The sequence below is a fragment of the Halomonas sp. 7T genome (assembly GCF_025643255.1).
GTDB lineage: Bacteria > Pseudomonadota > Gammaproteobacteria > Pseudomonadales > Halomonadaceae > Vreelandella.
The window spans coordinates 3,367,188-3,391,455 of record NZ_CP087112.1 but is presented as its reverse complement, the minus strand read 5'-3'; the positions used below and the strand labels follow the sequence as shown (position 1 = coordinate 3,391,455).

General features: G+C 52.7%; 17 protein-coding genes and 1 pseudogene. 7 read left to right on the top strand and 11 right to left on the bottom strand.

Annotation, left to right across the window (positions count from 1 at the left end; translation table 11 throughout):
* Nucleotides 1–47 precede the first annotated feature (47 nt).
* From LOS15_RS15880 to LOS15_RS15870, 3 genes and pseudogenes are all read right to left on the bottom strand, one after another.
* A pseudogene (locus LOS15_RS15880) lies at nt 48–1,618 on the bottom strand (IS3 family transposase).
* A 289-nt stretch (nt 1,619–1,907) separates the two neighbouring features.
* Nucleotides 1,908–5,165: a TDP-N-acetylfucosamine:lipid II N-acetylfucosaminyltransferase gene (locus tag LOS15_RS15875; RefSeq protein WP_263067004.1), complete on the bottom strand. Its 3,258-nt coding sequence runs from the start codon at nt 5,163–5,165 to the stop codon at nt 1,908–1,910.
* A gap of 157 nt (nt 5,166–5,322) precedes the next feature.
* Nucleotides 5,323–7,041, bottom strand: a complete 1,719-nt coding sequence (locus LOS15_RS15870; protein WP_263067003.1) for a flagellin — start codon at nt 7,039–7,041, stop codon at nt 5,323–5,325.
* Between the two features lie 285 nt (nt 7,042–7,326).
* On the opposite strand from LOS15_RS15870, the gene LOS15_RS15865 reads away from it, so the two are divergent.
* The 6 genes from LOS15_RS15865 (at nt 7,327) to LOS15_RS15840 (ending at nt 13,682) form a co-directional block, all read left to right on the top strand.
* Nucleotides 7,327–8,376, top strand: a complete 1,050-nt coding sequence (locus LOS15_RS15865) for an IS110 family transposase (RefSeq protein ID WP_263067001.1) — start codon at nt 7,327–7,329, stop codon at nt 8,374–8,376.
* 455 nt (nt 8,377–8,831) lie between these two features.
* Nucleotides 8,832–10,226, top strand: a complete 1,395-nt coding sequence (locus LOS15_RS15860; RefSeq protein ID WP_263066999.1) for an NAD(P)/FAD-dependent oxidoreductase — start codon at nt 8,832–8,834, stop codon at nt 10,224–10,226.
* A gap of 11 nt (nt 10,227–10,237) precedes the next feature.
* Nucleotides 10,238–10,579, top strand: coding sequence for a hypothetical protein (locus tag LOS15_RS15855; protein WP_263066997.1), 342 nt, complete (start codon nt 10,238–10,240; stop codon nt 10,577–10,579).
* 221 nt (nt 10,580–10,800) lie between these two features.
* On the top strand, nt 10,801–12,225 hold the full coding sequence (locus LOS15_RS15850; RefSeq protein ID WP_263069759.1) for a cytochrome ubiquinol oxidase subunit I: 1,425 nt from the start codon (nt 10,801–10,803) through the stop codon (nt 12,223–12,225).
* Nucleotides 12,222–13,220, top strand: coding sequence for a cytochrome d ubiquinol oxidase subunit II (gene cydB / locus LOS15_RS15845; RefSeq protein WP_263066996.1), 999 nt, complete (start codon nt 12,222–12,224; stop codon nt 13,218–13,220). Before LOS15_RS15850 ends, cydB begins: the two co-directional genes overlap by 4 nt.
* A gap of 114 nt (nt 13,221–13,334) precedes the next feature.
* Nucleotides 13,335–13,682 carry a carboxymuconolactone decarboxylase family protein gene (locus tag LOS15_RS15840; RefSeq protein WP_263066995.1) on the top strand — a complete coding sequence of 116 codons (348 nt, stop codon included), beginning with the start codon at nt 13,335–13,337 and terminating at the stop codon, nt 13,680–13,682.
* A gap of 97 nt (nt 13,683–13,779) precedes the next feature.
* On the opposite strand, the gene LOS15_RS15835 is transcribed toward LOS15_RS15840, so the two are convergent.
* The 5 genes from LOS15_RS15835 to LOS15_RS15815 form a co-directional block, all read right to left on the bottom strand.
* Entirely contained in the window at nt 13,780–15,246 is a 1,467-nt protein-coding gene (locus LOS15_RS15835) for a dihydrolipoyl dehydrogenase (RefSeq protein ID WP_263066994.1), read from the bottom strand.
* 36 nt (nt 15,247–15,282) lie between these two features.
* On the bottom strand, nt 15,283–17,031 hold the full coding sequence (locus LOS15_RS15830) for a SulP family inorganic anion transporter (protein ID WP_263069757.1): 1,749 nt from the start codon (nt 17,029–17,031) through the stop codon (nt 15,283–15,285).
* Nucleotides 17,032–17,045: 14 nt separating this feature from the next.
* On the bottom strand, nt 17,046–17,480 hold the full coding sequence (locus LOS15_RS15825; protein ID WP_263066992.1) for a TIGR01244 family sulfur transferase: 435 nt from the start codon (nt 17,478–17,480) through the stop codon (nt 17,046–17,048).
* Between the two features lie 50 nt (nt 17,481–17,530).
* The gene (locus LOS15_RS15820; protein WP_263066990.1) at nt 17,531–18,439 is read right to left on the bottom strand and encodes an MBL fold metallo-hydrolase; all 909 of its coding nucleotides are present in this window, start codon (nt 18,437–18,439) and stop codon (nt 17,531–17,533) included.
* Between the two features lie 92 nt (nt 18,440–18,531).
* A complete protein-coding gene (locus tag LOS15_RS15815) occupies nt 18,532–19,179 on the bottom strand; it encodes a peroxiredoxin (protein ID WP_263066988.1) in 648 nt (215 codons plus the stop codon).
* 319 nt (nt 19,180–19,498) lie between these two features.
* Between LOS15_RS15815 and LOS15_RS15810 the strand changes: the two genes are divergently transcribed.
* Complete coding sequence (locus tag LOS15_RS15810; protein ID WP_263066987.1) at nt 19,499–21,712, top strand: bifunctional diguanylate cyclase/phosphodiesterase; 2,214 nt, start codon at nt 19,499–19,501, stop codon at nt 21,710–21,712.
* A gap of 296 nt (nt 21,713–22,008) precedes the next feature.
* On the opposite strand, the gene LOS15_RS15805 is transcribed toward LOS15_RS15810, so the two are convergent.
* The 3 genes from LOS15_RS15805 to LOS15_RS15795 all read right to left on the bottom strand — a co-directional run bounded on the left by LOS15_RS15805 (nt 22,009) and on the right by LOS15_RS15795 (nt 24,203).
* The gene (locus LOS15_RS15805; RefSeq protein ID WP_263066985.1) at nt 22,009–22,383 is read right to left on the bottom strand and encodes a hypothetical protein; all 375 of its coding nucleotides are present in this window, start codon (nt 22,381–22,383) and stop codon (nt 22,009–22,011) included.
* A 56-nt stretch (nt 22,384–22,439) separates the two neighbouring features.
* A complete protein-coding gene (locus LOS15_RS15800) occupies nt 22,440–22,952 on the bottom strand; it encodes a hypothetical protein (protein ID WP_263066984.1) in 513 nt (170 codons plus the stop codon).
* Nucleotides 22,953–23,612: 660 nt separating this feature from the next.
* Nucleotides 23,613–24,203, bottom strand: coding sequence for a Crp/Fnr family transcriptional regulator (locus tag LOS15_RS15795; protein ID WP_263066982.1), 591 nt, complete (start codon nt 24,201–24,203; stop codon nt 23,613–23,615).
* Nucleotides 24,204–24,268 lie beyond the last annotated feature (65 nt).

Here is a 24,268-nt window from a genome sequence, read left to right as displayed (position 1 = left end):
ACAGGCGACTACGGTGATTTTCAACCTAGTTGTCCAAATAGCTGCCTCTAAGCAGCCTGTTTATTACGCTCGACTTCCTGAAGCTTGCCAGGGTTGAGCGCTACCGAACCGGGTGCCTCCCAGTTTCGGGTGCTCCCCGACCAACGCTGTGGATGCCGACGTTTAGCTCTTTCATAAACCGCTTTGCGATGTTCAAGGCGTTCTCGATCGACACCTTGATGCCGGTCAGCGGGCGTCACGTAGCGAATACCACTGTGCAGGTGTTGTTCGTTGTAAGCGTGTTCGAACGTCAGCATCCAGTCACGTACCGCGTTTAGCGATGCAAAGCCCTTTGTGGGCCACGCTGGGCAATATTTGACAGTGCGGAACAACGCTTCTGAGTAAGGGTTGTCATTGCTCACCCTCGGTCGGCTGTAAGACATCAACATCCCCAGCTCTGTTAACCTCGCTTTCAGCGTATAAGACGTCATCGGCGCACCGTTATCAGAGTGCAATACCGGAGGATGATGCCAGCAGCCTTCGCGCAATAGGGCACGCTCCAGCAAGTGTTTCGCTAACTCGCCTGATTCCGCCTCGTGGACTTCCCAGGCGATGATTTTGCGACTGTAGATATCCATAATCAGGTAAAGATACCAGTGCTGACCACGCACAACGGAAGAGCAGTAGCTGATGTCCCAGCACCAGACTTGATTGGGCCCAGTGGCCGTAAAGCTCGTCGGCTCTGGTACTGAGCGGCGTGGCTTCATTCGCCCTCGATGGTGCTGCTGTTGGTGCTTTTTCAGCACTCGATAAAATGACGACTCGGAGGCCAAGTAGACCCCTTGATCAGCCAGTGACGGCACGATTTGAGACGGCGGCAAGCTCTGATATTCAGGACGATTACAAGCGTTCAATATGGCTTGTTCCTCCTCGTGAGTCAGTTGATGCGGCTGCATGCCTTGTACTGCTTGCGGGCGCTGATCCTCAATCACAGCGCCACAGTCAGAGCGCCAACGTTTAAGCGTGCGCTCACTCAGGTCGATAATCGCCGCTGCTTGATAACGGGAAGCCCCTCCGGTAACCGCTTCATCAAACAACGCAATGAGCCTTGTACGTTCCTCAAGCGACGTCAGTCGTCCTCGCCGCTGTTCGGGTCTTCGCCGTACAAGGCGTCGAGCTTTTTTGAGAGCACCAGCAATGACGTGGTTTCCGCTAAGGCTCTGTCTTTGCGACGCACTTCCGCTTTGAGCTGCTTGATCGTTTTACGGTCTTCTTTACGCTGTTTTTGTGCCGTTTTTTGATGATGTTCTTGTTGCCCAGCGCCCTGAAGACAAGCGGCTTTCCACTGCTGGATTTGCTCGGGATACAGGCCTTTTTCGCGGCAGTAAGCACCCAGCTCTGTTTCTGACAGGGTGGCAGTTTCGATGACCACAGCGAGCTTGGCGTCAGGCGACCATTCGTTGTCGCTTTGGGTATAACCCGGCACAGGCACTCCTTTTTCTCGACACTGTTTTAACCAACTATACAGCGTCGCGTCAGAGATGCCTTCTTCCGTAGAGACTGACACCACACTGCGATTGTGGGGTGGTAGCAACTTTTTCAGTACAGCGGCTTTACGCTCTTTAGAATAACGTGGCACACGCGCTCCATGCCGCTCCCTCTGGATGTGATTTAGGCGATATCGCCAACCGGACAACTAGGCTGACAGAGGGGGACTACCTCACCGCGGCAATCCTCAGAATATACTTTAACAACTAACATAGCACATGAAGTGCCTAAAGAAATAAACATAAGTACCACGTCAAAAAATAACCAGATGGTATAAATTACAATGAACATCTGGCTTTACACACCTGACGCAGAAAACACTATGTACACATTATATTTATTCAATAAAGCCCAATAAAATTTAAAAATTCTTGCATTTTCTATAACAAAATATCTTGCCAGTTTCTTTTAAATTCATCACTGCTGAAGCACTTCCTTGCTAAACTCACGTTATTTTCTTCAAAATCAATATTAAAAATATCCTTATAACTAAACAGGTCTATATCGTATATTCGAAAACCAAGAGCTTTATAGTGGTTCCAGTTAGGTGAATCTTTTTTCATATATATTTTCTTACCCATGCTTAACAATAAATTAATATTACCAAGCGCCTGTTGTCGGTCATAACCATAAAATGCCAAGTCAATACTATAAAGAAACTCCTCGTACTCTTTCCTATCCATAAAATGAGTAATTGGGAAAAAATTTTCATTAAAAATTTTATAGCCAAAATCAGTTACAGTTTTTGCATAATCATATGGACCATATGATAAAGGTACATAAACATTCACAGGCTGACTTGCTATTTTTTCAATTTTTTTGAAAACATCAAAATGATTATTGGTTTCAAATGCAGAGTTGCCAACTATCACATTAATATTATCTTCTTTTTTATATGGTGTAGCATATAATTCACTAAACAAAGAAACAGGATAAGTTAATGCTTTATGATGACACCCCTTAGCACCATAACGTTTTCTAATATACTCAACATCAGGTTCCACAAAAGAAACAATATTCCCAATATTCTTAATCACTTCTTTTTTAATTTTTGAGTGGCGTTCAGGGAAATAAAAATCCCCCCCCCAAGGAATCCAATAAGACTTTGAGTAAAGTTCAGCTTTTTTATTTAGTATAGAATACGCATTTTCTGACCATAACCCATGGAAAATAACTTTCTCAGCATAAAGCATATAATCTTCTAGACGAGAGAACCCTTCTATTGAATTTATAAATTCGATACCATGCTTATTTGTCAATCCATAAGAAAAAGATTGCTCTCCCGTTATAACATAATGGTTTTTTGCTTTAGGTATGTGTTCTGAGATAAAGTCGATATAGGGTGCGATAAACTTTTCTGTAACCATCACATGAAGATTCACCCCTTCGAGATCTTGTGGATCTAACGGGCCAACATTTTCATTACCGCTTATTTCCACTTTTCTGTCAGGAGGAGTGACGACACCGGTTGCCAGAAGATATTTTAAGGCTTGCTTTTCATCAACCTCATTCAATAGCTCATACGCCATATCCTTCGCTTCAAACACTGTACTCAACACAAAAGCCAGCTTTAGCTTTTGCTCTTCGCTTAGCGCGGCCATGCGTTCTTGGCTAGGAAGGAACAATACATCGGCACTTTCTTGCTCGGTTGCAGGGCGTTCGTGGGTTTTTAAAGTGCTTGGGATATGGCTGTGGTGTTGAATATCGTTAAACCGATAAAACCGAAACCCGTTGCGGGTGGCCCAGTGCTGTAGTTCTGCCAGGTTTGGCTGTTTTTCGTGGGTGGGCTGGAAGGCTACGCGGGCTTGAATTAACAGCGTGTCTTTTAATGCTTTTTCACCGTTAGCCAAGATAGCGGAGGCATCACTAAGGTCATCAAGAATCAGCCAATCTAAGCTTGGTAGGCCTTCAATGCTATCCAGCGCAATGGTGTTGATGGGCAGTTGGGTTAGCACCTTAGCGCCTTGGCGGCGGTGTTCTGGCAGCGCACTTTCAGGCAGAAGGGTAAGCGTGCTTGTGAGTGTTGCCTCTAGGCAGGCGTTCAACTCCGCGGGTTGACCATCCCCTAGCAGCGCATGTTGAAAAAGCTGGATATGTTCATGGCCTTCATAAGCGCTGGCATTGGCGACTTCACTCGCGGGGTCAAAGGCTAACACCGTAAACGCGTTAGTCGTGATCAGCTTATCTGCCGCGCCTGTTTGAATCAGCTTGGCGCGATTATCCAACACCACCACTTTGCTGCTTAGTTGCCAGTCAAAATCCAGCGTTGGCTTAGGCGCAGCCGGCGCTATTACTTTTTGCTGCACTGCTTGGGGCGGTGCTACATAAGCCTCAGATGAGAACTTGGGCTTGGCGGCGGTGCCTGCTAAGCGGTGTTTGTGTTGCTTGCGCTGTGGTACAAGAAAATCCTTATTTCCTGCCTTTTGAGCGACCAGCGGCGCTAGAGCTTGCGTTAAACGCTTGGTGCTTACGCTGAGATGATGCTTTTCACGCCCTACTCGTGCTGCTCGTTCTGCATAGGTTTGGTAGTGCGCTTCATCATCGTAAAAGGCGGTAACGGCTTCTACCAGGGGGGTAAGTTCTTCATTGCTGAGCAGGTGTTGGTAGGGCTGTTCATAGCAGGCTTCGGGGAAATCAAGCTTGATGCCCGCATCGTCAATCATTTCCGGCATACCGCCACGGTTGGTGATAATGGCGGGAATGCCATTGAGCATGGCTTCTGCCAGCACGCGGCCTGAACTTTCCCACCAGAGGCTGGGGGCTAGCAGCACCCGAGTTCGGCTGTATGGCTCGCGCATATCGCTGGTATTGGGCGTAACAAACACATTGGGCAAACTGCTCCGCTCTTCTCCCAATTGGCGTGTAACCGTATTTAGCACCTGTTGCCAGTCAGCGCGGGCTTCTACCACCTCAATTTCAATGTCCGGCCGGGTGTGTTCTAGCTGTAGCGCCAGCTGAACAACAATGCTTGCACCTTTTTCAAACGAGGGGTTTACAAACAGCAGTCGCTTAGGTTGGTGGTGTTCGGCTACAAACTGCTGTGAATCGATAAACTTACCCAACGGTGTGGCTACAAAACCCACCGTTTCACGGTACATGCGCGCGGTTGCTTGGCTATCGCACAGCACTAGATCAACATCCCGGCACCAGCGGGGCGATTTATAGTTGCCGTTGGCCAGATAAAAGGCGGTAGGGATGTCGCGCGCCCGTGCTTCATCGGCAATTAGCAGCTCTAGCGGCTGCCCACCGTAAAACCAAACAATGTCTGGTTTAAAGCTATCTAGCAGGTAAATGTATTGGCGGTGCCAGTTATCTTCTACCGTTGCGCTAATGTTCGCCCGATAGGTACTTTTACTTACAATCAGCTGGTGAGTAAGCGACCCATCTTCAACTTCAACCATGTGGCCATCGGCTTGCAATGTCAGTGCCATTGATTGAAATAGCTGAGCGCCTTGAGGATGGTCAAACACCGTCGCACCCAGTATTTCAACCTCATAACCTGCTTTTACTAACTGCTTGAGCATTTGCCGCACTGTCATGCTGGCGCCGCTAGAGGTATCTAATAAGCAAAAGGCATTAGCCCAGAGTATGCGAGGCTTACGTTTTTGCGCCGCCGAAGCAGGTGTTTTTTTAGCCATTCCAAACCTATCCCATGTGTTTTCAGGCTGATGCCTTTCAGCTTGATGCTACGCGAAAGGTATTAGGCTGAAAATGAAAAAAACCGGCCCTAAAGGAGGCCGGTTCATTGTATTACTTAGGGATAAAGCGTGAACTCTATCCAGTCTAAGCCTTAGATTAACCCAACAGAGAAAGAACGTTCTGCGGCAGCTGGTTAGCCTGTGCCAATACAGACGTACCGGCCTGTTGCAGAATCTGCGCGCGAGTCATATTGGCTACTTCCGTTGCGTAGTCAGCATCTTCGATGCGTGAGCGTGCAGCAGAAAGGTTAGTTTCATTAGTCTGCAGGTTAGTAATGGCAGACTCAAAACGGTTCTGTACCGCACCCAGCTCGGAACGCAGGCTATCAACCATGGCGAGCGCATCGTCCAGAGTAGACAGCGGATTTTCGGTTGCATCACCAGCAGTCGTCTCATCGGTAGTCAGCTGCCCACCGCTTACATATACGGTCGCACCCACTTCCTGCTCGTACTTAGTACCTGCCATGGTGTTAGAACCATCTGTATCGGCTAGCGTATAGGTACCTGCTACTGTTACTTCGCCAGTTTCATCATTAACATTGTATTCAGTACGGAAGCCTGCAACAGTCGTCAATGCATCGTTGCCATCAACATATGTATCGTCTGAAGTGGTTCCGCCAGCGGTGATATTGACTGCACGCTCAGCAAAACCGTCACCCAGAGTTACGGTTGAATCAGCAGTTGCTTGTGTCAAAGCCGCTTCAACTTGAGCGGTACTAGCAGTATCACTGAAAGTGATAGTTCCATCACCTTGGCCGACGTATTCGGTACCGTCGATGTTAAGCGTATTACCATCAGAAGCCGTTGTTGCCACAAGGTTTTCAATAGTAGCAGCTTGAGCGCCAGCACCACTGTTGTTAGTTAGCTCACCAGTCGCAGTGATATAAGCAGCTTCACCATTGAGGGTAACTGCTCCAGTGGAGGTAATTTCAAAAGTCGCAGTATCGCCACCAGCAACTTCATAGGTACCCGTTTTGGTGCCGTTAGCAGGAGTAAAGTTTTGGGACTGTGCAAAATCAGCGGCTTCAGTACCGCCACCAGAAGCAGTAACATTATTATTGAACGAAAAATTACCAGAATCCGCGTTAAAAGTATAAGTAGCGGTCGTTGTAGCGCCACTTACTGCGACTGTATTACCATCTTGCATGTTGCTAAGCAGGTCTTCGAACTTAGCAGCATCATGATTGGTTACAACACCCCATTCACCACCACCACTAGCAAGCGCTTCTGTACCACCATTTGCTTGGATATTGGTAACTGTTGCAGTGGCATTATCCGACTCACCACTACCGTTAACATTGAATCCGTTCAAGCCAAGGGTACTTGCAGTAATTTGTTGTAAATTTACTGAAATTGTTTGGCCATCATCAGCGCCTACTTGAATGCTCAGACCATTATCGCTAGAGAGTACCTTAGTGCCGTTGAAATCAGTTTCAGCAGAAATACGGTCAATTTCCGCCATGCGCTGGTTGATTTCGTCTTGGATAGAATCCAAGTCGGAAGCGCTGTTGGTACCATTCTGAGCTTGGACAGTCAGTTCCCGCACGCGCTGCAAGTTATCGTTTACTTGGTTCAAACCACCTTCAGCGGTTTGCGCGATGGAAATACCATCATTAGCGTTACGCTGCGCTTGGCCCAAACCAGTAATTTGAGACGTGAATCGGTTGGCGATGGCTTGACCCGCCGCATCATCTTTAGCGCTGTTGATGCGCAGGCCAGAGCTCAGACGCTCCATAGAGGTCTGCAGCGCGTTTTGTGATTTGGACAGGTTGGACTGGCCAATCATGGAGGTAATGTTGGTATTGATCACTGACATGGTGTGATTCTCCTTGCGTTAACACTGGCCTTGAAGGCCCGCTTTTCGGCCACTGTGTGCGCCGTTGTTATAGATAACGGCCTGATGCGGAGAACCTTTAGGGGCAATCGTAAAAAAAGTTGTAAAACTTGGTAACAGGGGTTGTAGGTTTTTCATTATAGGGTGTGAGGCCGCTTCAAAACCCGAGATTGCTTCACTGCGTTCAATGAAAGGGACTCCTCCCCTCTCGAAGCTTCAGAGAGCTACATTGATAGTTAAACCACATCAATGCGGAGGGGAAGAGTCATGAACAAGCATAAGACGATTGGTATTGATCTGGCAAAACGTGTTTTTCAAGTGTGTGTGGTCGACACTCGCCACCCGCGTGTTCAGGTCAATAAAGAGCTTAAACGGCATCAGGTCTTGGATTTTATGCGTCGCCAACCGGCCTGTCGGGTGTTCATGGAAGCGTGCGGCGGATCCCACTATTGGGCACGACAACTGCAGGCTCTTGGTCATACCGTTGCCCTTATTTCGCCCCAGTTTGTGACGCCTTTTCGCAAAGGGCATAAGACCGATGCGAATGACGCGCTCGCCATCGTAGAGGCTGGATTGCGCCCAGACATGCGCTTCGTACCACTCAAAAGCGTCGAGCAGCAGGATATTCAGAGCCTGCACCGCATCCGGGAAAGGTACATTCATCAGCGCACCCAAGTGATCAATCAAGTGCATGGCCTGTTGCAGGAGTACGGGATTATCAGCGGTCGTGGTCAGAAAGCATTAAAACAACGTGTTTGGCGCGTGTTAGAAGATGCCGACAACGAACTCTCGACGCTGATGCGTGACTTAATTGCGGAGCAAATGGCGGAGCTGGAGCGGCTCAACGAGCGTATCCAGTCATTGGATAAGCGGGTGGAGCAGATGAGTCGCGCTATGATGCCTTGTCACCAACTGCTGGCGATTGAGGGCGTGGGACCCGTGGTTGCTACACAGCTTTATAGCGCACTTGGTAACGGCGAAGCCTTCAAGAAAGGGCGCCAAGCGTCAGCCTATTTGGGGCTAACGCCGAAGCAACACAGCAGTGGTGGTACTGCGAGTATCAGGGGCATTGGCCGAACAGGGCAGGTCTCACTGAAAGCGGCTCTGATACGCGGCGCACACTCGGTCATCAACCGTGTAGGTGACAAACAGGATGGTAAAAGCCGTTGGCTGCGCGCCCTGGTCGCTCGCGTTGGCAAAAACAAAGCGGCGGTCGCGTTAGCGAACAAGACCGTGCGAACCGCCTGGGCGGTTCTGCACAGTGGTCAATCCTATTGTAAAGAGCTTAATGAAAGATCCGCTCTGATGGCGAGTTAAATACTAGTGCCATCAGAGCTTAAGAGCCGACAGGCGGCTACCTTGTTGCCGAGCAACGATAGATGAAAAACAGGTCAGACCGACCCTCTCAAAACCTGCTCATTGCGATGGCTGAAAAAGCCTAGCGTTCGTTGAGGAGAGAAGGTGCGCGACGTTCATCAGGGTCAGGGGATAGCCTCCCCATCGAGAGACCGACTATACGCACGCATCGGCTTATGTTTTTCAGACATCGGCGCTTGCAACCGGGGAGGAGTCCCTATACGCAATGACAGACAAGGCAGCGTCCAACCCCGAGGTTGCTTCACTGCGTTCATCGACAGATGAGGCAGCGTTTTACGTCCATTTCCATTCCACCGAATAGGACAAAATGCCTATGGCGTTTTTGCGCATAAAATACATAATGGAATAACATTATATCTAAATAATATATGTTAGCGTTCACTGAAGGAGCACCCATGCAAACGCCACCCGTATTGACACAGCACGTGACGCGCAGAACGTTATTAAAAACCGGCGCGGGATTGGGCGCCGCTAGCCTGCTACCGCTTAGCGGGTTGTCGGCGAATACGCTGCGAACGCAGGCACGCATCGTGATTCTGGGTGGCGGTGCAGCGGGGTTGGCGATGGCAAACCGGCTCGCCCAGCGGCTTCAGGGCGGCACCATTACGCTGGTGGAGCCGCGCGAGACGCACCACTACCAGCCGGGCTGGACGCTGGTGGCGTCCGGCGTGTGGAACGCGGCGAAAACCATGCGCCCTAACGCGCAGTTTATGCCCCGTGGCGTTGAGTGGGTGCGTGACCACACGGCCAGCATTGATGCTGATAACAAGCGCATCACGCTGGCGGGGGGTGAAACCCGTGAGTACGACTTCTTAATTGTGGCGACCGGCATTCAGCTGAATTACCACTTAATTGACGGCATGTCGCCAGAGCTGGTTGGCCAGCATGGCATTGGCAGCGTGTACGCCAGCATTGAGGGCGCCACACGCACTCACCAGGCCATTCAAACCTGGTTAAACAGCGGCCAAGGCAAAGGTATTTTTACCGCCGCCCCCACCCCGGTGAAGTGCGCCGGTGCGCCGCTAAAGATGACCTTCACCACATTAAGCCGGTTAGAGGCCACCGGACAGCGCGAGGCCTTTGAAGTGGACTACATGGCGCCGGGGGCGGGCCTGTTTTCGCAGCCGTGGGTCGATGCGTTTGTGAAGCAGCGCTTTGATGATCAAGGCTTTAATCGGCGGCACCACTATCGGCTTTCCGCCATTGATCCGCACGCCAAACAGGCTGAGTTCACCTTTGTAGGGCCTGAAAGCGAATTTACCTCTCACCATCAGCTGCGCGAAGCGGAGTTCAGGCGGGATGACCAGCCCACCGTGATTGCCGACTACGACTTTATCCACGTCGTCCCGCCGATGAGCGCTCACGAGTTTGTCAAACAGAGCGCGCTGATCGCCCAAGACGGCCCGTTTAGGGGCGAGTGGCTGGATGTCGATATCCACACGCTGCAGCACAACCGTTACCCCGAGGTGTTTGGCATTGGCGATGTGATTGGTGCGCCCATCAATAAAACCGCTGCCAGCGTGAAAGCCCAAGCGCCGGTGGTGGAAGAGAACCTGCTGGCCGTGATGCAGGGCAAAACGCCCCCTGCCCGGCATACGGGCTACACCTCGTGCCCCATGATTACCGGTATTGGCAAGGCCATGCTGGTGGAGTTTGGCTACGCCGATAATTTCGCGTTTATGCCGTCGTTCCCGTTTATTGATCCAACCGAAGAGTCCTGGGCGGCGTGGGTGATGAAAGACCGCATGCTGCAGCCCGCTTACTACGCGGTACTTGAAGGCCAGGCTTAAGGAGAACTGCAATGTCCATTGGCGGAATGCTAACCATCTTGATGTACGCCTTAGCGCCCTTTATGTGGCAGCTGATAGGCGGTGTTTTTATTATCATCAGCGTGCACCTGTTCGCTTATCTACGTGGCTATCAGGTCACTCGTCACCATAGCCGCTTCGCTACGCTGTGCGCGTTATTGATTGGGGTAACGGCGCTACTCTGGGTGCCTTGGCTGACACATTCGACGCTTGGCTATGTGGCCACCGTCTTTGATTGGATAGCGCTCGTGGGCGCGGCCATTGCCACGTTTGTCATCGCCCTTATCATCCTGCAGCCCTTGAGCTTTTTGATTAGCCTTCAACGGGAGGCGTAAGCTGATGCGAGCAAGCGCATTGGCTTACGTTGGCATCAAACGATGCGACAATACGCCATCGCCAAACCGCTACTTTCGTATGTCGTTACCAGCTCGCCTCTTGTATTATTGGATATGTAATAAGCATATTTCAAAATGAAATATAAGAGAAATGCGGTCTGTCTAGCAAGCGTGAATCGACCGTCTGTCTCTTATATTGCGTCATGCTCTTGGAGGTTATGATGGAGCTCGATCCGCTGGTGTTATCCCGCCTGCAGTTTGCGTTTGTGGTGTCTTTCCACGCTATTTTCCCCGTGTTCACGATTGGCCTGGCGTCGTATATCGCAGTGTTACATGGCCTGTTCTATAAAACGGCCAACCACGCCTGGGACCGGCTAGCCCAGTTCTGGACCAAGGTATTTGCCGTGGTGTTCGGCATGGGCGTGGTGTCCGGCATTGTGATGTCGTTCCAGTTTGGAACGAACTGGAGCAACTTTTCGTACGCCACCTCGAATTTCCTTGGCCCGGTGCTCAGCTACGAGGTCGTCACGGCGTTCTTCCTTGAAGCGGCTTTCTTGGGCGTGCTGTTATTTGGCCGCAATAAGGTGCCCCAGGGGATTCACCTGTTTGCCGCTATCATGGTGGCGATTGGCACGTTCATCTCGTCGTTTTGGATTCTTTCCGCTAACAGCTGGATGCAAACACCGGCGGGTTATGAGCTGATTGATGGGCGCTTCCATATTACCTCCTGGCTTGAAGCCATTTTCAACCCGTCGTTCTGGTACCGCTTCGCGCATATGGGCATGGCGTCGTTCCTTACCGGTGGGTTTGTAGTGGCGGGCGTTAGCGCGTGGTTTTTGTTACGCAACCGCGACGTGGAAGCCAACAAAAAAGCGCTCTCCATGTGTTTATGGCTGCTGCTATTTCTGGCACCCGCGCAGGCGGTAATTGGTGATTTTCACGGTTTGAATACGCTGGAGCACCAGCCGACGAAAGTCGCCGCTATGGAAGGTAACTGGGAAACCCGCGCGAATGTACCGCTGCTGCTCTTTGCGCTGCCGGATCAGGAAAACCAGACCAACCGTTTCGAGCTGGGCATCCCAAGCATGGCCAGCATCATTCTTAAACATAGCGCTGATGGGGTGATCCCCGGTATTTCCGAGGTGGCGCCCGACGAGCAACCACCCGTTGCCATCGTATTCTGGTCGTTCCGTGTGATGGTGGGCCTTGGCTTTTTGATGATCGGCGTCGCGCTGGTGGGGCTATTCATGCGTCGCAAAGGGCGGGTGTTTACCAGCCCGCTGTTTCTCAACGCCTTAGTCGCCATGATTATCACGCCCTTTCTTGCCGTGCTCTCGGGCTGGATTGTGACAGAAGCAGGCCGCGCCCCGTGGCTGGTATATGGCGTGATGACCCACGCGCAGGGTTTAACGCCGTCGCTCACCGGCGGTATGGCGCTGTTCACGCTAATTGGCTATATCGCGGTGTATAGCGTCGTTTTTGTGGTGGGGGTGTACTACCTCACCCGCGTGGTGCGTAACGGCATGCTGGATAACCCCGTCGAGATTGACGGTGAAGTTGAGCGTCCCAAGCGCCCGCTTTCGGCGGCACATACGCCACTGGATGACGACTTTAGCGACAACAGCGCAGGAGCGAACGCATCATGAGTATCGACTTAGCCTTGATTTGGGCCGTCATTATCGGCTTTGGCGTCATCATGTACGTGATTATGGATGGCTTCGATTTGGGCTTGGGGATTCTGTATCCCTTGGCGCCTGACGAGGAGTCGCGGGATGTGATGATGAACTCGGTCGCGCCCGTCTGGGATGGCAATGAAACCTGGCTGGTACTCGGCGGTGCAGGGCTTTTAGGCGCCTTTCCGCTGGTCTATTCGGTGTTCTTGCCGGCCCTGTATATCGGCGTCTTTTTGATGCTGGCCGGGCTAATTTTCCGCGGTATCTCGTTTGAATTTCGCTTTAAATCGCACAAAAACCGCCGCTGGTGGAACCGTGCGTTCTTCTTAGGCTCTGCCGTTGCCGCCTTTGCCCAGGGCGCCGTGGTGGGTGCCTATATCCAAGGCTTTGCCGTTGAGGACTTTCGCTATGTGGGCGGCGCGCTCGACTGGTTAACGCCGTTCACCGTGCTGACCGGGTTAGGGTTAATGGCCGGTTATGCGCTACTTGGCGCCACGTGGCTGATTATGAAATCAGAGGGGCACGTGCAGCAGTGGGCCTACGCGATCACGCCGAAACTGCTGCTCGCGGTATTGGCCGTGTTCGCGATTGTGAGCATCTGGACACCGCTGGTTAGCCCTGAAGTGTATAGCCGCTGGATGGATCAGCTCCGGCTTATTTGGGTCTTCCCGCTGCTCGCCTTACTCTGCTCAGGCATGGTGTACCGTTCGGTGAAGCGCCAAGATGAGGGTCTGCCTTTTGTCATGGCGCTGGGGATCTTCCTATTTACCTACCTGGGGCTGATTGCCAGCAAGTGGCCGGTGATTGTGCCGCCTAACTACACGATTTGGGATGCCTCGTCCGCACCGGAGTCGCAGCTGTTCTTACTGATCGGCTTCCTGTTTGTGATTCCCATTGTGTTGGCCTACACCGCGTGGACCTACTGGGTGTTTCGCGGCAAGGTTAAAGTGGGCGAAGGCTATCACTAACCTGCACAGCGCAGGCCATATCAGCGGCCATACGACTTGCGTGCGGGCTTTGGCTCGCACGTAAAATGCGTGCTTAGCACGGAACATTGACGACAACGCAGCTAGGAGGCAGCGATGCATAAAGATTGGCAAAAAACCACCCAAGACCTTTCGGCACTGATGCAGGATATTGGCAAAAACATCCCCGATGTTGCCAAGGGGTTTACCCAGATGGCGAAAGGGGCGAATAAAGAGGGCGCCCTTTCACACAAACACAAAGAGCTGATGGCGCTGGCGATTGGTATTAGCGTGCGCTGCGACGGGTGCATTGCGTTCCACGCTAAAGCGGCGGCGGAGCTAGGCGCGACCCGCGAGGAAGTGATGGAGATGCTGGGCGTGTGTATGTACATGGGAGGTGGGCCTGCGTTTACCTACGCCGCCCAAGCGCTTGAGGCATTCGATAGCTTCGCCAAGCAAGACTAAGTGTAGGTGGGCTCTACACTCTATGCGCAACGTGCTCGCCCTCTTTCTATATACGAAAGAGGGCGAGCGGTATGAAAAAGGGCGAATCCCGTTTTTATCAGTCGCCCGGGCCACACTCCATACAGCGCTCGGTAATGCTGGGCCCTTGTTTAAGGTTGGCCTGCAAGTCGCGCAGCCCCGACCTTACACCCTCTTCCACCACGGGATGATAAAAGGGCATGGCCAGCATTTGGCTAACAGTTAGCTTTTGCTCTAAGGCCCAGGCCAGCAGGTGGGCAATGTGTTCTGCGCGTGGCCCCAGCATTTCAGCCCCTAAAAAGAGCCCGCTGCCGTGCTCTGCGTAAAGCGCTAAATAGCCATGGTTTTCACCCATTACGCGCGCCCTGCCTTGGTCGTCAAACGACACGCCGCCTTCGGCAATACAGTCACACCCGCCGTAGCGCGCCTCCAGCGCTGCACGGCTCTCCCCGACAATGGCCATTTGCGGCTCGGTAAACACCACCGCGAGGGGCACATTGCGTTGGCCCACTTGCACATCGTCTAAGCGGGCGGCGTTGCGTCCAGCAATTTTTCCTTCGGTAATCGCTTCATGGAGTAGCGGAACGGACTGGTTGGCATCGCCCGCGATGAAGATATGGCTCGGCGTGTTGTCCTGGGCTGAACACTGCGTGGTGAAACGGTTAAACCGAGGAACGCCATGCTTATCGAGCGCCACGCCGGCGTTCTCGATAGCCAGCCGGTCGACGTTCGGCTGACGCCCGGTTGCCGCTAGCACGTAGTCAAATAGCTCCGTGATTTTTTGCCCGCTTTCCCGCTCGTAGAAGGTAATGGCGACGCCATCGCCCTGCTGCTCAACCTGCTCAATGGTGGCATCCGGGTCTAGGTAGAGTTCGCGGTTAAACGTCTCATCAGCGAGATGACGTAGTTTTTCAGACTGAAAAGGGCCAACCGCGCCGCCAACCCCAAAGGTGCGTGTGCGCACGCCTAATCGACTCAGCGCCTGCCCTAGCTCCATACCAATCACCCCAGGCCCCACCACCGCCACAGAGGCTGGCAGCGTCTCCCAATCAAACACATCATCATTGATGATTAAGCGGTCGCCTGCCCCCTCCAGCAAGCCCGGCCACGTGGGCCGCGAGCCGGTGGCTATAATAATGGCGTTGGCTGTCAGCTGGGTATGGTCGCCAATGGCCAGCGTGTGGGGGTCGATAAACCGCGCGTGCCCCTGCAGGCGATGGGACTCGGGAATCGACTTCATCGAGGAGAGCACGTTATCAACAAAGCGGTCGCGCTCCCCTTTCACCCGCGCCATTACCGCATGCCCGTCAACCGCCACTTCGTTAATGGTGACACCAAACATAGCGGCGTTGCGCGCGCTATGGGAGGCATTCGCGGCGGCAATGAGTAACTTAGAGGGCATGCAGCCCACCCGGGCACAGGTGGTGCCATACGGCCCTTCTTCAATTAACACCACGTCGTCCGTGTGCTTGCGTGCGGCGTGCCATGCGCTAAGCCCTGCGCTGCCCGCGCCAATAATGGCGATGTTGGTGTGCTGCTGTTGCATAACGTGCTTCCTCTTCCTTGTGTTCAATCACTCTGCTCAGCGTGCGTGCTGGCACTCGGCTGCCATTGGCACTTGATCGGGATGCACCAACGCCTGCCACGCTTCAAAGGTGGTGAAAAACATCTTGCCGGTGAGTTCGTGGTAAAGCTCAGTGTCTTTTAGGCGGTCCATCACCGGCCCTTTAACTTCAGCCAAGTGCAGCATCACGCCCGCATCCTTTAGCCTTGCGTTAATCGCCTCTAAGCTCTCTAGGGCCGATGCATCGATAATATTGACCGCTTGGCAGGTCAGCACCATGTGCTTTAGCGACGGAGAGCGGGCGGCCAGGGCCATGACGGTGTCTTCCAGGTAGCGGGCGTTGGCGAAGTAGAGGCTTTCATCAATGCGCAGCATGGCGACCTGCTCATCGGTCTCGACCTGATGACGCTTCACATTACGAAAGTGCTCGGTGCCCGGCACCCGGCCTACTACCGCGCTGTGGGGCTGGCTGGTGCGGTAGAGGTGCAGCCCTAGCGAGAGCACAACGCCGCTGACAATGCCCATTTCCACGCTATGCAGCAGTGTCAGCAGCAGCGTTGCGATCATCGCCAATCCATCGCTACGAGAGTACTGCCAGGTGCGCTTGACCGCCGGCAGATCAATCAGCGTGCTCACCGCGACGATAATCGTTGCGGCCAGCGTGGCGGTGGGAAGAAACGCCAGCAAATCGGTGAGTAACATCGTGGCGAGCACAATCCCCAACGCCGTGAAGGCGCCTGCCAACGGCGTGGCGGCGCCAGCTTCAAAGTTCACCACTGAACGCGAAAAGCCACCCGACACCGGCGAGCCGCTGCTGATGCCCGCCCCGAGGTTTGCCATGCCTAGGGCAATCAGCTCTTGATTTGGGTCAATACGCTGGCGACGTTTGGCCGCCAGCGTTTGCGCCACGGACACCGACTCCACAAAGCCCACCAAGCTGATCAGCAGTGCCGCTGGGAGCAACCCCAGCCATAGCGATTGGTCAAGGCTAGGCAGGGCAATCGCCGGTAGCCCGCTGGGCACGAAGCCCACCACGTCAACGCCAGCCTGCGCGAGGTTAAGCCCCCACGCCAGCAGCGTGGTGATAATGACGGCAGAGATGGGCGCGGCTTTTACCACGATACTTGATGTGCTGGCCGACACGCCCAGCGCCATCAGCCAGCCCGCCAGCCGTTGGCGGCAGAGCCATAAATACCCCCAAACGCCCGCGCCAATCGCCAACGTGGTGAGGTTCACCTGCTGCCACTGGGACAGCAGCGCGCTGAGCAGCTCAATCACGTTATGGCCAGACGCCTCAACGCCGACAATGTGCTTGAGCTGGCTAATGGCAATTAAAATGCCCGAGGCGGTAATAAAGCCAGAAATCACCGGGTGGCTTAAAAAGTTGACTAAAAAGCCCAGCCGAAGCACGCCCATGGCGATCAAAATCAGCCCTGAAAGGGCTGCTAGCACCAGCGCGGCCCCGATGTACTCAGGGCTGCCAGGCGTGGCAAACGTGCTTAGCGCAGAGGCCGTCATCAGTGCCGCCACCGCGACCGGCCCCACCGCTAAGCTGGCACTGGTGCCAAACACGGCATAAAGCACCAGCGGCAGCATGCTGGCATATAGCCCCATTTCCGGGGGCAGCCCGGCCAACAGCGCATAGGCCAGCGCTTGCGGCACCAGCATAAGCGTCACGATGACGGCGGCCAACGCATCCCGAGAGAACTGCGCTCGTTGGTAGCGACGCACCCAGCCGACGATAGGGATCCAGCGTTCAAGGCTCATCATGCGCACTCACTTTATTTTTGGCTAATAACGTTTTCTAACCCCTGCCGGTGCTCTTCTAAATCAAACCCCGCGGCTTTCGCCGCAGAAAACAGCTCGGCTAGATCGCACTGCTCCGTATGGCGCTTGGCGTAAGCCCACAGGTGCGTGGCGCGTTTGCCTGAACGACAAAACGCTAGGATGGGGCGCGGCAGCCCTTGCATCGCCTCGGCAAACGCCGCAACGTCTGCAGGGCCATACTCACCGGGCGCTACCGGGATATGCACCCACTGAAGCCCTAGTGCGTCGGCTTTATGGCGGTAAACAGCTTCGTTGGGAAAGGCGTCACTCTCCCCCGCTTTACAGTTACAGATAACCGCTTTAAAGCCTTTGGCTTTAACGTCCTCTAAATCCTCGACACTGAGTGATGAGGTGATTTCAATGCCCATTTCTAACGGTTGCGTTTGCATGGTCTTTTCCTCATTTAGGGGGCGAATATCAAAGCGTTACTATTAGAACGCTAGTCCCAGGCAGCGCCCTCTAGCGCATCCAGCGGGATTTTTAGATAACGCTTGCCGTTCGCTTCGGGCTCCGGCAAGCGGCCCCCCCGGGCATTCACCTGTAGAGAGTGCAGGATCAGCTTCGGCATGGGTAGCTCGCTATCGCGCTTACGGCGTAAGGCGATGTACGCCGCTTCACTAACGCCTGCTAAGTGGGGGTTGCCATCGCGCTGTTCAGCAACCGTGCTTTCCCACTGCGGCTCTCGCCCATCGGGCATATAGTCGTGCCCGGTAAACACGCGGGTGGCATCTGGAAGCGCCAGAATTTGCTGGATAGAGTTCCACAGCACGTGGGCATCGCCACCGGGGAAATCGGCCCGCGCAGTGCCAAAATCGGGCTGAAAGAGCGTGTCGTGGACAAACGCCGCGTCGCCAATCACATAGGTTATAGACGCCAGCGTATGACCTGGAGAGTGCATTACGCGGGCTTTTAGCTCGCCAATGGTGAAGGTATCGCCTTCAGCAAACAGCGTGTCCCACTGGCGTCCATCGGTGGGCATCTCGGGCCAGTGGTAAATCTCTTTCCACAGCGCCTGTACTTTGGTGACGTGCTCGCCAATCGCAGTGGGCGCGCCGGTTTTTTCTTTCAAATACTGCGCCGCTGAAAAGTGGTCGGCATGGGGATGAGTGTCGAGAATCCACTCGACCGACAGGCCTTCTTTAGCGATATAGGCAAGCAGCTCATCGGCATGATGCGTGGCTGTGGCCCCAGATTTCTCATCAAAATCTAAGACAGGATCAATAATCGCGCACTGCTTCGTCGCAGGGTCGCTGACCACGTACTGGACACTAAAGGTACGTGGATCAAAAAAGCCGGCCACATCAGGCGTGCCCGCTGCCGTATGCTCAGAGTGTGCGAAGGTGTTCATATAAAACGCTCCTGGCCGTTAGCTGAAAAACAGACTGAAAAAATAGCGCGATGACTGACCGCAGCCAGCCATCACGTCGCTGTTCGCAGGTGTTAAATCACCTTTTTGCAGAAGTACCAGTCGGTGTACTCATACCCTTCTGATTGGCGTGCCTCTGCGTCTTGCGAGGTGTGGGGAGGCGGCACGATCACCGGCTGACCCGGCAGCCAGGCCTCGGGGGTTGCCACCCCATGCTCATCGCTGGTTTGTAACGACCTCACCAAGCGAAGAACTTCCTCAACAGAGCGGCCGTTGCTCATGGGGTAGTACAGCATCGCCCGCAGCACGCCTTCAGGGTCAATCACAAAGGTCGCGCGGACAGCGGCCGTATCACTCGCCCCTGGCTGAATCATGCCGTAGGCGTTGGCTACCTTCATGCTCAAATCCGCAATGATGGGGAAGGTAATCTCAACCCCAAAGTTCTCCTTGATGCTGCGGGTCCAGGCAATGTGAGAGTGGATACTGTCGATCGACAGGCCCAGCAGCTCGGTATTCACCGCCTTGAACTGATCAGCGTAGTTCGCAAAGGCCGAAAATTCTGTGGTGCATACCGGGGTAAAGTCGGAGGGGTGGGCAAAAAGTACCAACCACTTGCCACGATAGTCGCTCAGCGACTTTTCGCCGTGGGTGGTTTTCGCGGTGAAATCGGGTGCCGGACGGTTAATCTGGGGCATAACGGGCTGCATCGTATCGTTAGACATGCTGAACTCCTGTGGTTGAACCGATCACGGGAATAACGATAGCTCATTTTGTTATATATGGCGAATAGACAGCCTCTATTGTTGCCATAGCATCTGGTGCCAGAGCGGCGTTGGCGCTTTGACGTGTGACACCGATCAATCCCCGAAAACAAATGGAGTGATAAGTTAAATTCAGTAGACTGGGATAGTCAGAAAAAGCGTAAGCTGCGTTTTAAACTGTGAAAAAAAGGCGTTTCGTGATTCCCTGGCGTCAGGCTAAGCGTCATAACCACCTGGCAACATTGCATGTAACGCGAACAAAAACTGATGAGAAGACAGCATGGACGACACATGTTCAGGAGTTGAAAACGCTTATAACGCTGAGCTGCTAGCCACGGCAGTGCACGGCATCATCGTGTCTGATCAGCGCGGTCTCATTTTGCAGGCCAATCAGGCGGCGGAAATGATGTTCCGTTACGCGCCGGGCACCCTGGTGGGCAACCCCATCACCGTTTTAATACCCAACCCTGAACGCTGCCGACATCTAGAACATGTAGCGTCCTACTTCGACAATGACTCGCGCTACATGGTGGGTGCCACCAGGGAAGTTGAGGGCATTGACCGCGCCGGCCAAAAAGTGCCCATGCTGATATCGGTGAGCACCTTCAATGAAAATAACGAGCTTCGTTTTGCTGCTTTCTTTCAAGATTTCAGCCAACACAAACACAAAGAGCAGACGCTTAAAAGCACCAACGAAGTGCTTGAACAGCGGGTGCGTGAACGTACCGCGCAGTTAGAAAAGGAAGTCGAAAGCCACCAGCAAACGATCGATCGGCTCAAGCTGGTCAACAGAGTCATTGAGCGCGTCACCCACGCCGTTGCCATCACGGATGCCGATAATCGCATTCTTTATGTCAATCCCGCCTATGAGCAAATGACGGGCTTCAAGCTTAAGAACGTCATCGGCAAAAAGCCGTCAATCTCCAAGTCGGGTCGGCATGGCCCCGAGTTCTACCGCGCCATGTGGGAGGCCTTGAACAAGGAACTGCACTGGGAAGGTGAAATATGGGACCGCCATGAAGATGGCGCCGCCTTTCCAAAGTTGATGAGTATCGACCGCCTGGTGGATGCCGACGGCAAGACCACCAACTTCGTGGCGGTGTTTCATGATCTCTCTGAGCAAAAAGCGTCTGAAAAAGAGATTGAGAGGCTTCAATATTACGACGCGCTCACCGCTCTGCCCAACCGCTCTCTGTTTCGCCATCGTTTACAGCACGAGTTTGAAGTATCACGACGTCAACAATCCTGTGTCGGCGTCATGCTCATCAATATCAACCGCTTCAAGCAGGTTAATGATACGTTTGGCTATCCCGCCGGTGACCAACTGCTGGTGGAAATAGCGGAACGCTTAGCCATTGCGGTGCGCCGAACCGACTTAGTCGCCCGCCAAAAGAGCCGTCGTGAACGCCACCCGGATATTGTTTCCCGCGTGGGGGGTGACGACTTTGCCGTTATCCTAAACAATCTCAAAAGGCCGGAGCATGCCACGCTCGTGGCAACGCGTATTATGGAGGCGATGGATGAGCCTTTCATCGTGCAACGTCATAACGAAGCAGCGGAGGAGGTGGTGCTACAGGCCAGTATCGGCATCAGCATTTACCCTGATAACGCGCATAACATTGATGAGCTGATACGTGTGGCAGAGACCGCTTTGCTCGCGGCTAAAGCGTATGGAGGCGGCGAGTTCCGCTTCTTCTCCGACACCATGAACCAGAACAGTGCCGAACGCACGCGCCTAGAAAGCGACTTGCGTCGCGCGGTGGCGGAGGGCGCTTTTACCCTGCACTATCAGCCCAAGCTGGATCTCACCACCAACCGCTTCACCAGCATGGAAGCGCTGATTCGCTGGCCCCGCGACGGGGGCATGGTGCCCCCTGGCGAATTCATTCCGCTTGTTGAAGAAACGAACCTAATTGTGCCGTTAGGTGCCTGGGTATTACGCCGCGCATGCCGGGATACCATGGCACTGAGCGAACATATTGGCTGGGTACCGGGTATCGCGATTAACCTTTCCGCCCGTCAATTCAGCCAGCCAGGGTTGATTGATGCCGTGCGTGTCGCGATTGAAGAGAGTGGCATCCCACCCGAGAAAGTGGAGCTGGAAATTACCGAAGGCATGGTGATGGATGATGTTGAGGCAGCCATCCACACCATGCGCGCGCTGCGTGATCTCGGTGTACAACTTGCCATCGACGACTTTGGGACGGGCTACTCGTCGCTTAGCTATCTCAAACGCTTTCCGGTTAATACGCTCAAGCTTGATCGCGCCTTCATTCGCGACTTGCCCATGGGAGCAGAGGATGCCGCCATCACGGAGGCGGTGATAGCGCTTGCCAAGGCACTAAAACTGCATGTGGTAGCAGAGGGTGTGGAAACCAGAGATCAGCTGGCGTTTCTCGTCACGCGGCACTGCGCTTATGTTCAAGGCTTTCTGTTGGCCCGACCCGAGCCGCTAGAAAACATGCCCGCAGTTTTTTGCAGCGAATTTATCTGACGTAACGCATCGCTTGGCTTATACAGGGCGTGGCAAGCGGTGCGTTCTAACACTCTTAGGCCCTCTTTTCCCGAAAAATCATAAAAAGTGCTCGCATTAAATCAGGAAATTTTTTTATGCAAAAAATGGAAAACATGCCGTTACTTGAAGTGGCAATGGCGCAGCCCTTAAGGATATTGTTACCACCACGCTAGGTCGCGCTTGTTGCAAGAGTCAACGTGCAACCGTGAGATGCTCGATTGTCTGCGTGTATCTCTGCCGCCCGTTGACGATGCTCAAAGAGCGGCACTTTTTGTTTAATCCAAGTAGCGCACTGCTTTTAACTGAGCTTTCCCTTGCCCCCAGGTAAACAGTGTCATGCCTTCTTCTTCTGTAGACTCTACAACAATACCGTCCGCGCCACAGGCGCAAGCTTCTCCACGGGCGTTGTTGATCGCTGCAGAAGCACTTTTATCGTGCCCAAGCGTCGTGCCAGTCTTCGACGAGATCATGCAAGCGACTTCATAAGGTTGCTCAATATCGTCTTCACTTACGTATTCATCAAGTGCGCAGTTGGCTGCTTTAGCATGCCCCATTGAGACGGGTTGAACTCCGACTGATCCGCATCCTGCTAATGCAAAAACAATGAAACCTACTATCAACGCACGAAATGCAAATAAATGGCGCAGCATGAAGTTAACTCTCCTAACGACATAAAAGCATCGCCCGCAGGCGATGCTTGCTTCGATTAGATTTTACCGAGGTACTGCATTTCATCCAGCATGTGCGTGGGCACGTCTTCAATCAGCACCAACGTAATTTCAGAGTCGCCATCTGACGTGGTGGCAACACTTTCTCCCAGTGACGCGTTAAGGGTATCAGGCGTAAGGTTGTACATTGCACCAGTAAGGGGATCGACAATTAGCCAACCAATAAAACCACCAAAAATTAAGTTGCCACCGATATACCAGCCATTGGGGCTGGAGTTAATCATCATCGTACGGCTTTCATAACCCTCTTTGGCAATCTCAACGGTGTAAGTTTTACCGCCGAAATAGCTGCCATCAGCTTTACGCAGTTGCACTGTCGTTGGTGTATTGCCCGCATGCACTTGTACACTGCGCTCATCCGTAATCAACACATCTGCGTTGCTCGGACTGCTGTTGATCGTGATGCTTTGCTCCTTGTCGCCCACAATCGTGGCGCACCCAGTCATCAACGATACAGTAGCAATAGCAGCCGTCATCTTAAGCATTTTCATTACACAGTTCCCTTTTAATCCATATTCTTAATAGCAGCTTCTGCCACTTTTTTGTTGCGCGGGCACTACGACCACGCATTTGGCGTCATGCCAAATTTTTTAGCTCTTCCAAGCCTCTCAAAACCATCTTAATTATTCTTTTACTAGTGAATCACACGGTGTCCGTAGAGAAGATGACTGGTTATCGCCTTTATCAAGGCTGTCATAATTCTGAAAATATCAATCGTACTATTTAAAAACACACCATTTAGCACTTCGCTGCCCTGACTAATGAGCCGAGTGATGCTCCATCACTAATACTAGTGCGACATTAAATGTCGCAACTTATGCTCTGTAAGCAGTCAGTTTGACTCTGCATGACAGGATACTGAATTCATTACATGATGGACGGCTCTTACATCGGAAGAATATAGCGTCAGTGCCGCTATCATCCGCAAGGTAACCGGTAGTTCTCAGGGTTGACAATGAAGATACCGATATTTTGTATTGCACTAAGTTAATTATAACAGTCAAAAATATAGTTAATAATAGTGAGGGTAACACTAAAAAATAAGAATAAAAAGCTAGGCCTATAAATAATTTACTACACCGTTAGTCATAGATTAGCTCAATACCTTGGAGGATAAGCACCATCACTTTGATGCTATTAAAGCCTCAAAACTACTCCGCCCATCTCGCCAGTTGACCCACATCTTTAATAGTGACGTGACGCTGTTGTAGATCGATTATATTGGCTTGGCGTAGCGCTTTGAGCTGTCTACTGACGGTTTCAGGTGCAAGGTTCAGATAGCTTGCAAGTTCTGCTTGCATTAACGGTAGAGTGAAATGGGTGTGGTCGTAATGCTGCTGGTGTTTTTGTTTGGCAACCGTTAATAAAAAGGTGCTGATTTTTGAGCACGCCGTGGCGTTTTGCATCAATGAGGGGCGCAGTTTGCGCTGCCGAAGATGGTGCGATGTTTTTTGAAGCAGTTTTTTCTGGACGCTTTGCTGCTTAAGACTGAAGACAGTAAGAAGCCCATAGGGGATTTTGCACACAAACGAACGACTCCCTGCGATAAGGGCGTCGTCTTGATAGGTAGTGCCTAGCCATTCCAGGCCGACAACATCACCGGGCCAATAAATATCTACAACAGTCGGTTTATGACTTGGCCCGCTTGTTTGAATCTGTTTTACCGCGCCGCCTCTAACCATATACAAGGCCTCAAACGGCGCGCCTTGAGGCGTGATAACGTGGTTATCTGGGTAAGGCATAGGGCGCTCTACAAGCTGATCAAACGTTTCTAACGCTTGCCGAGATAGCGCCCCGGGTAAGCAGG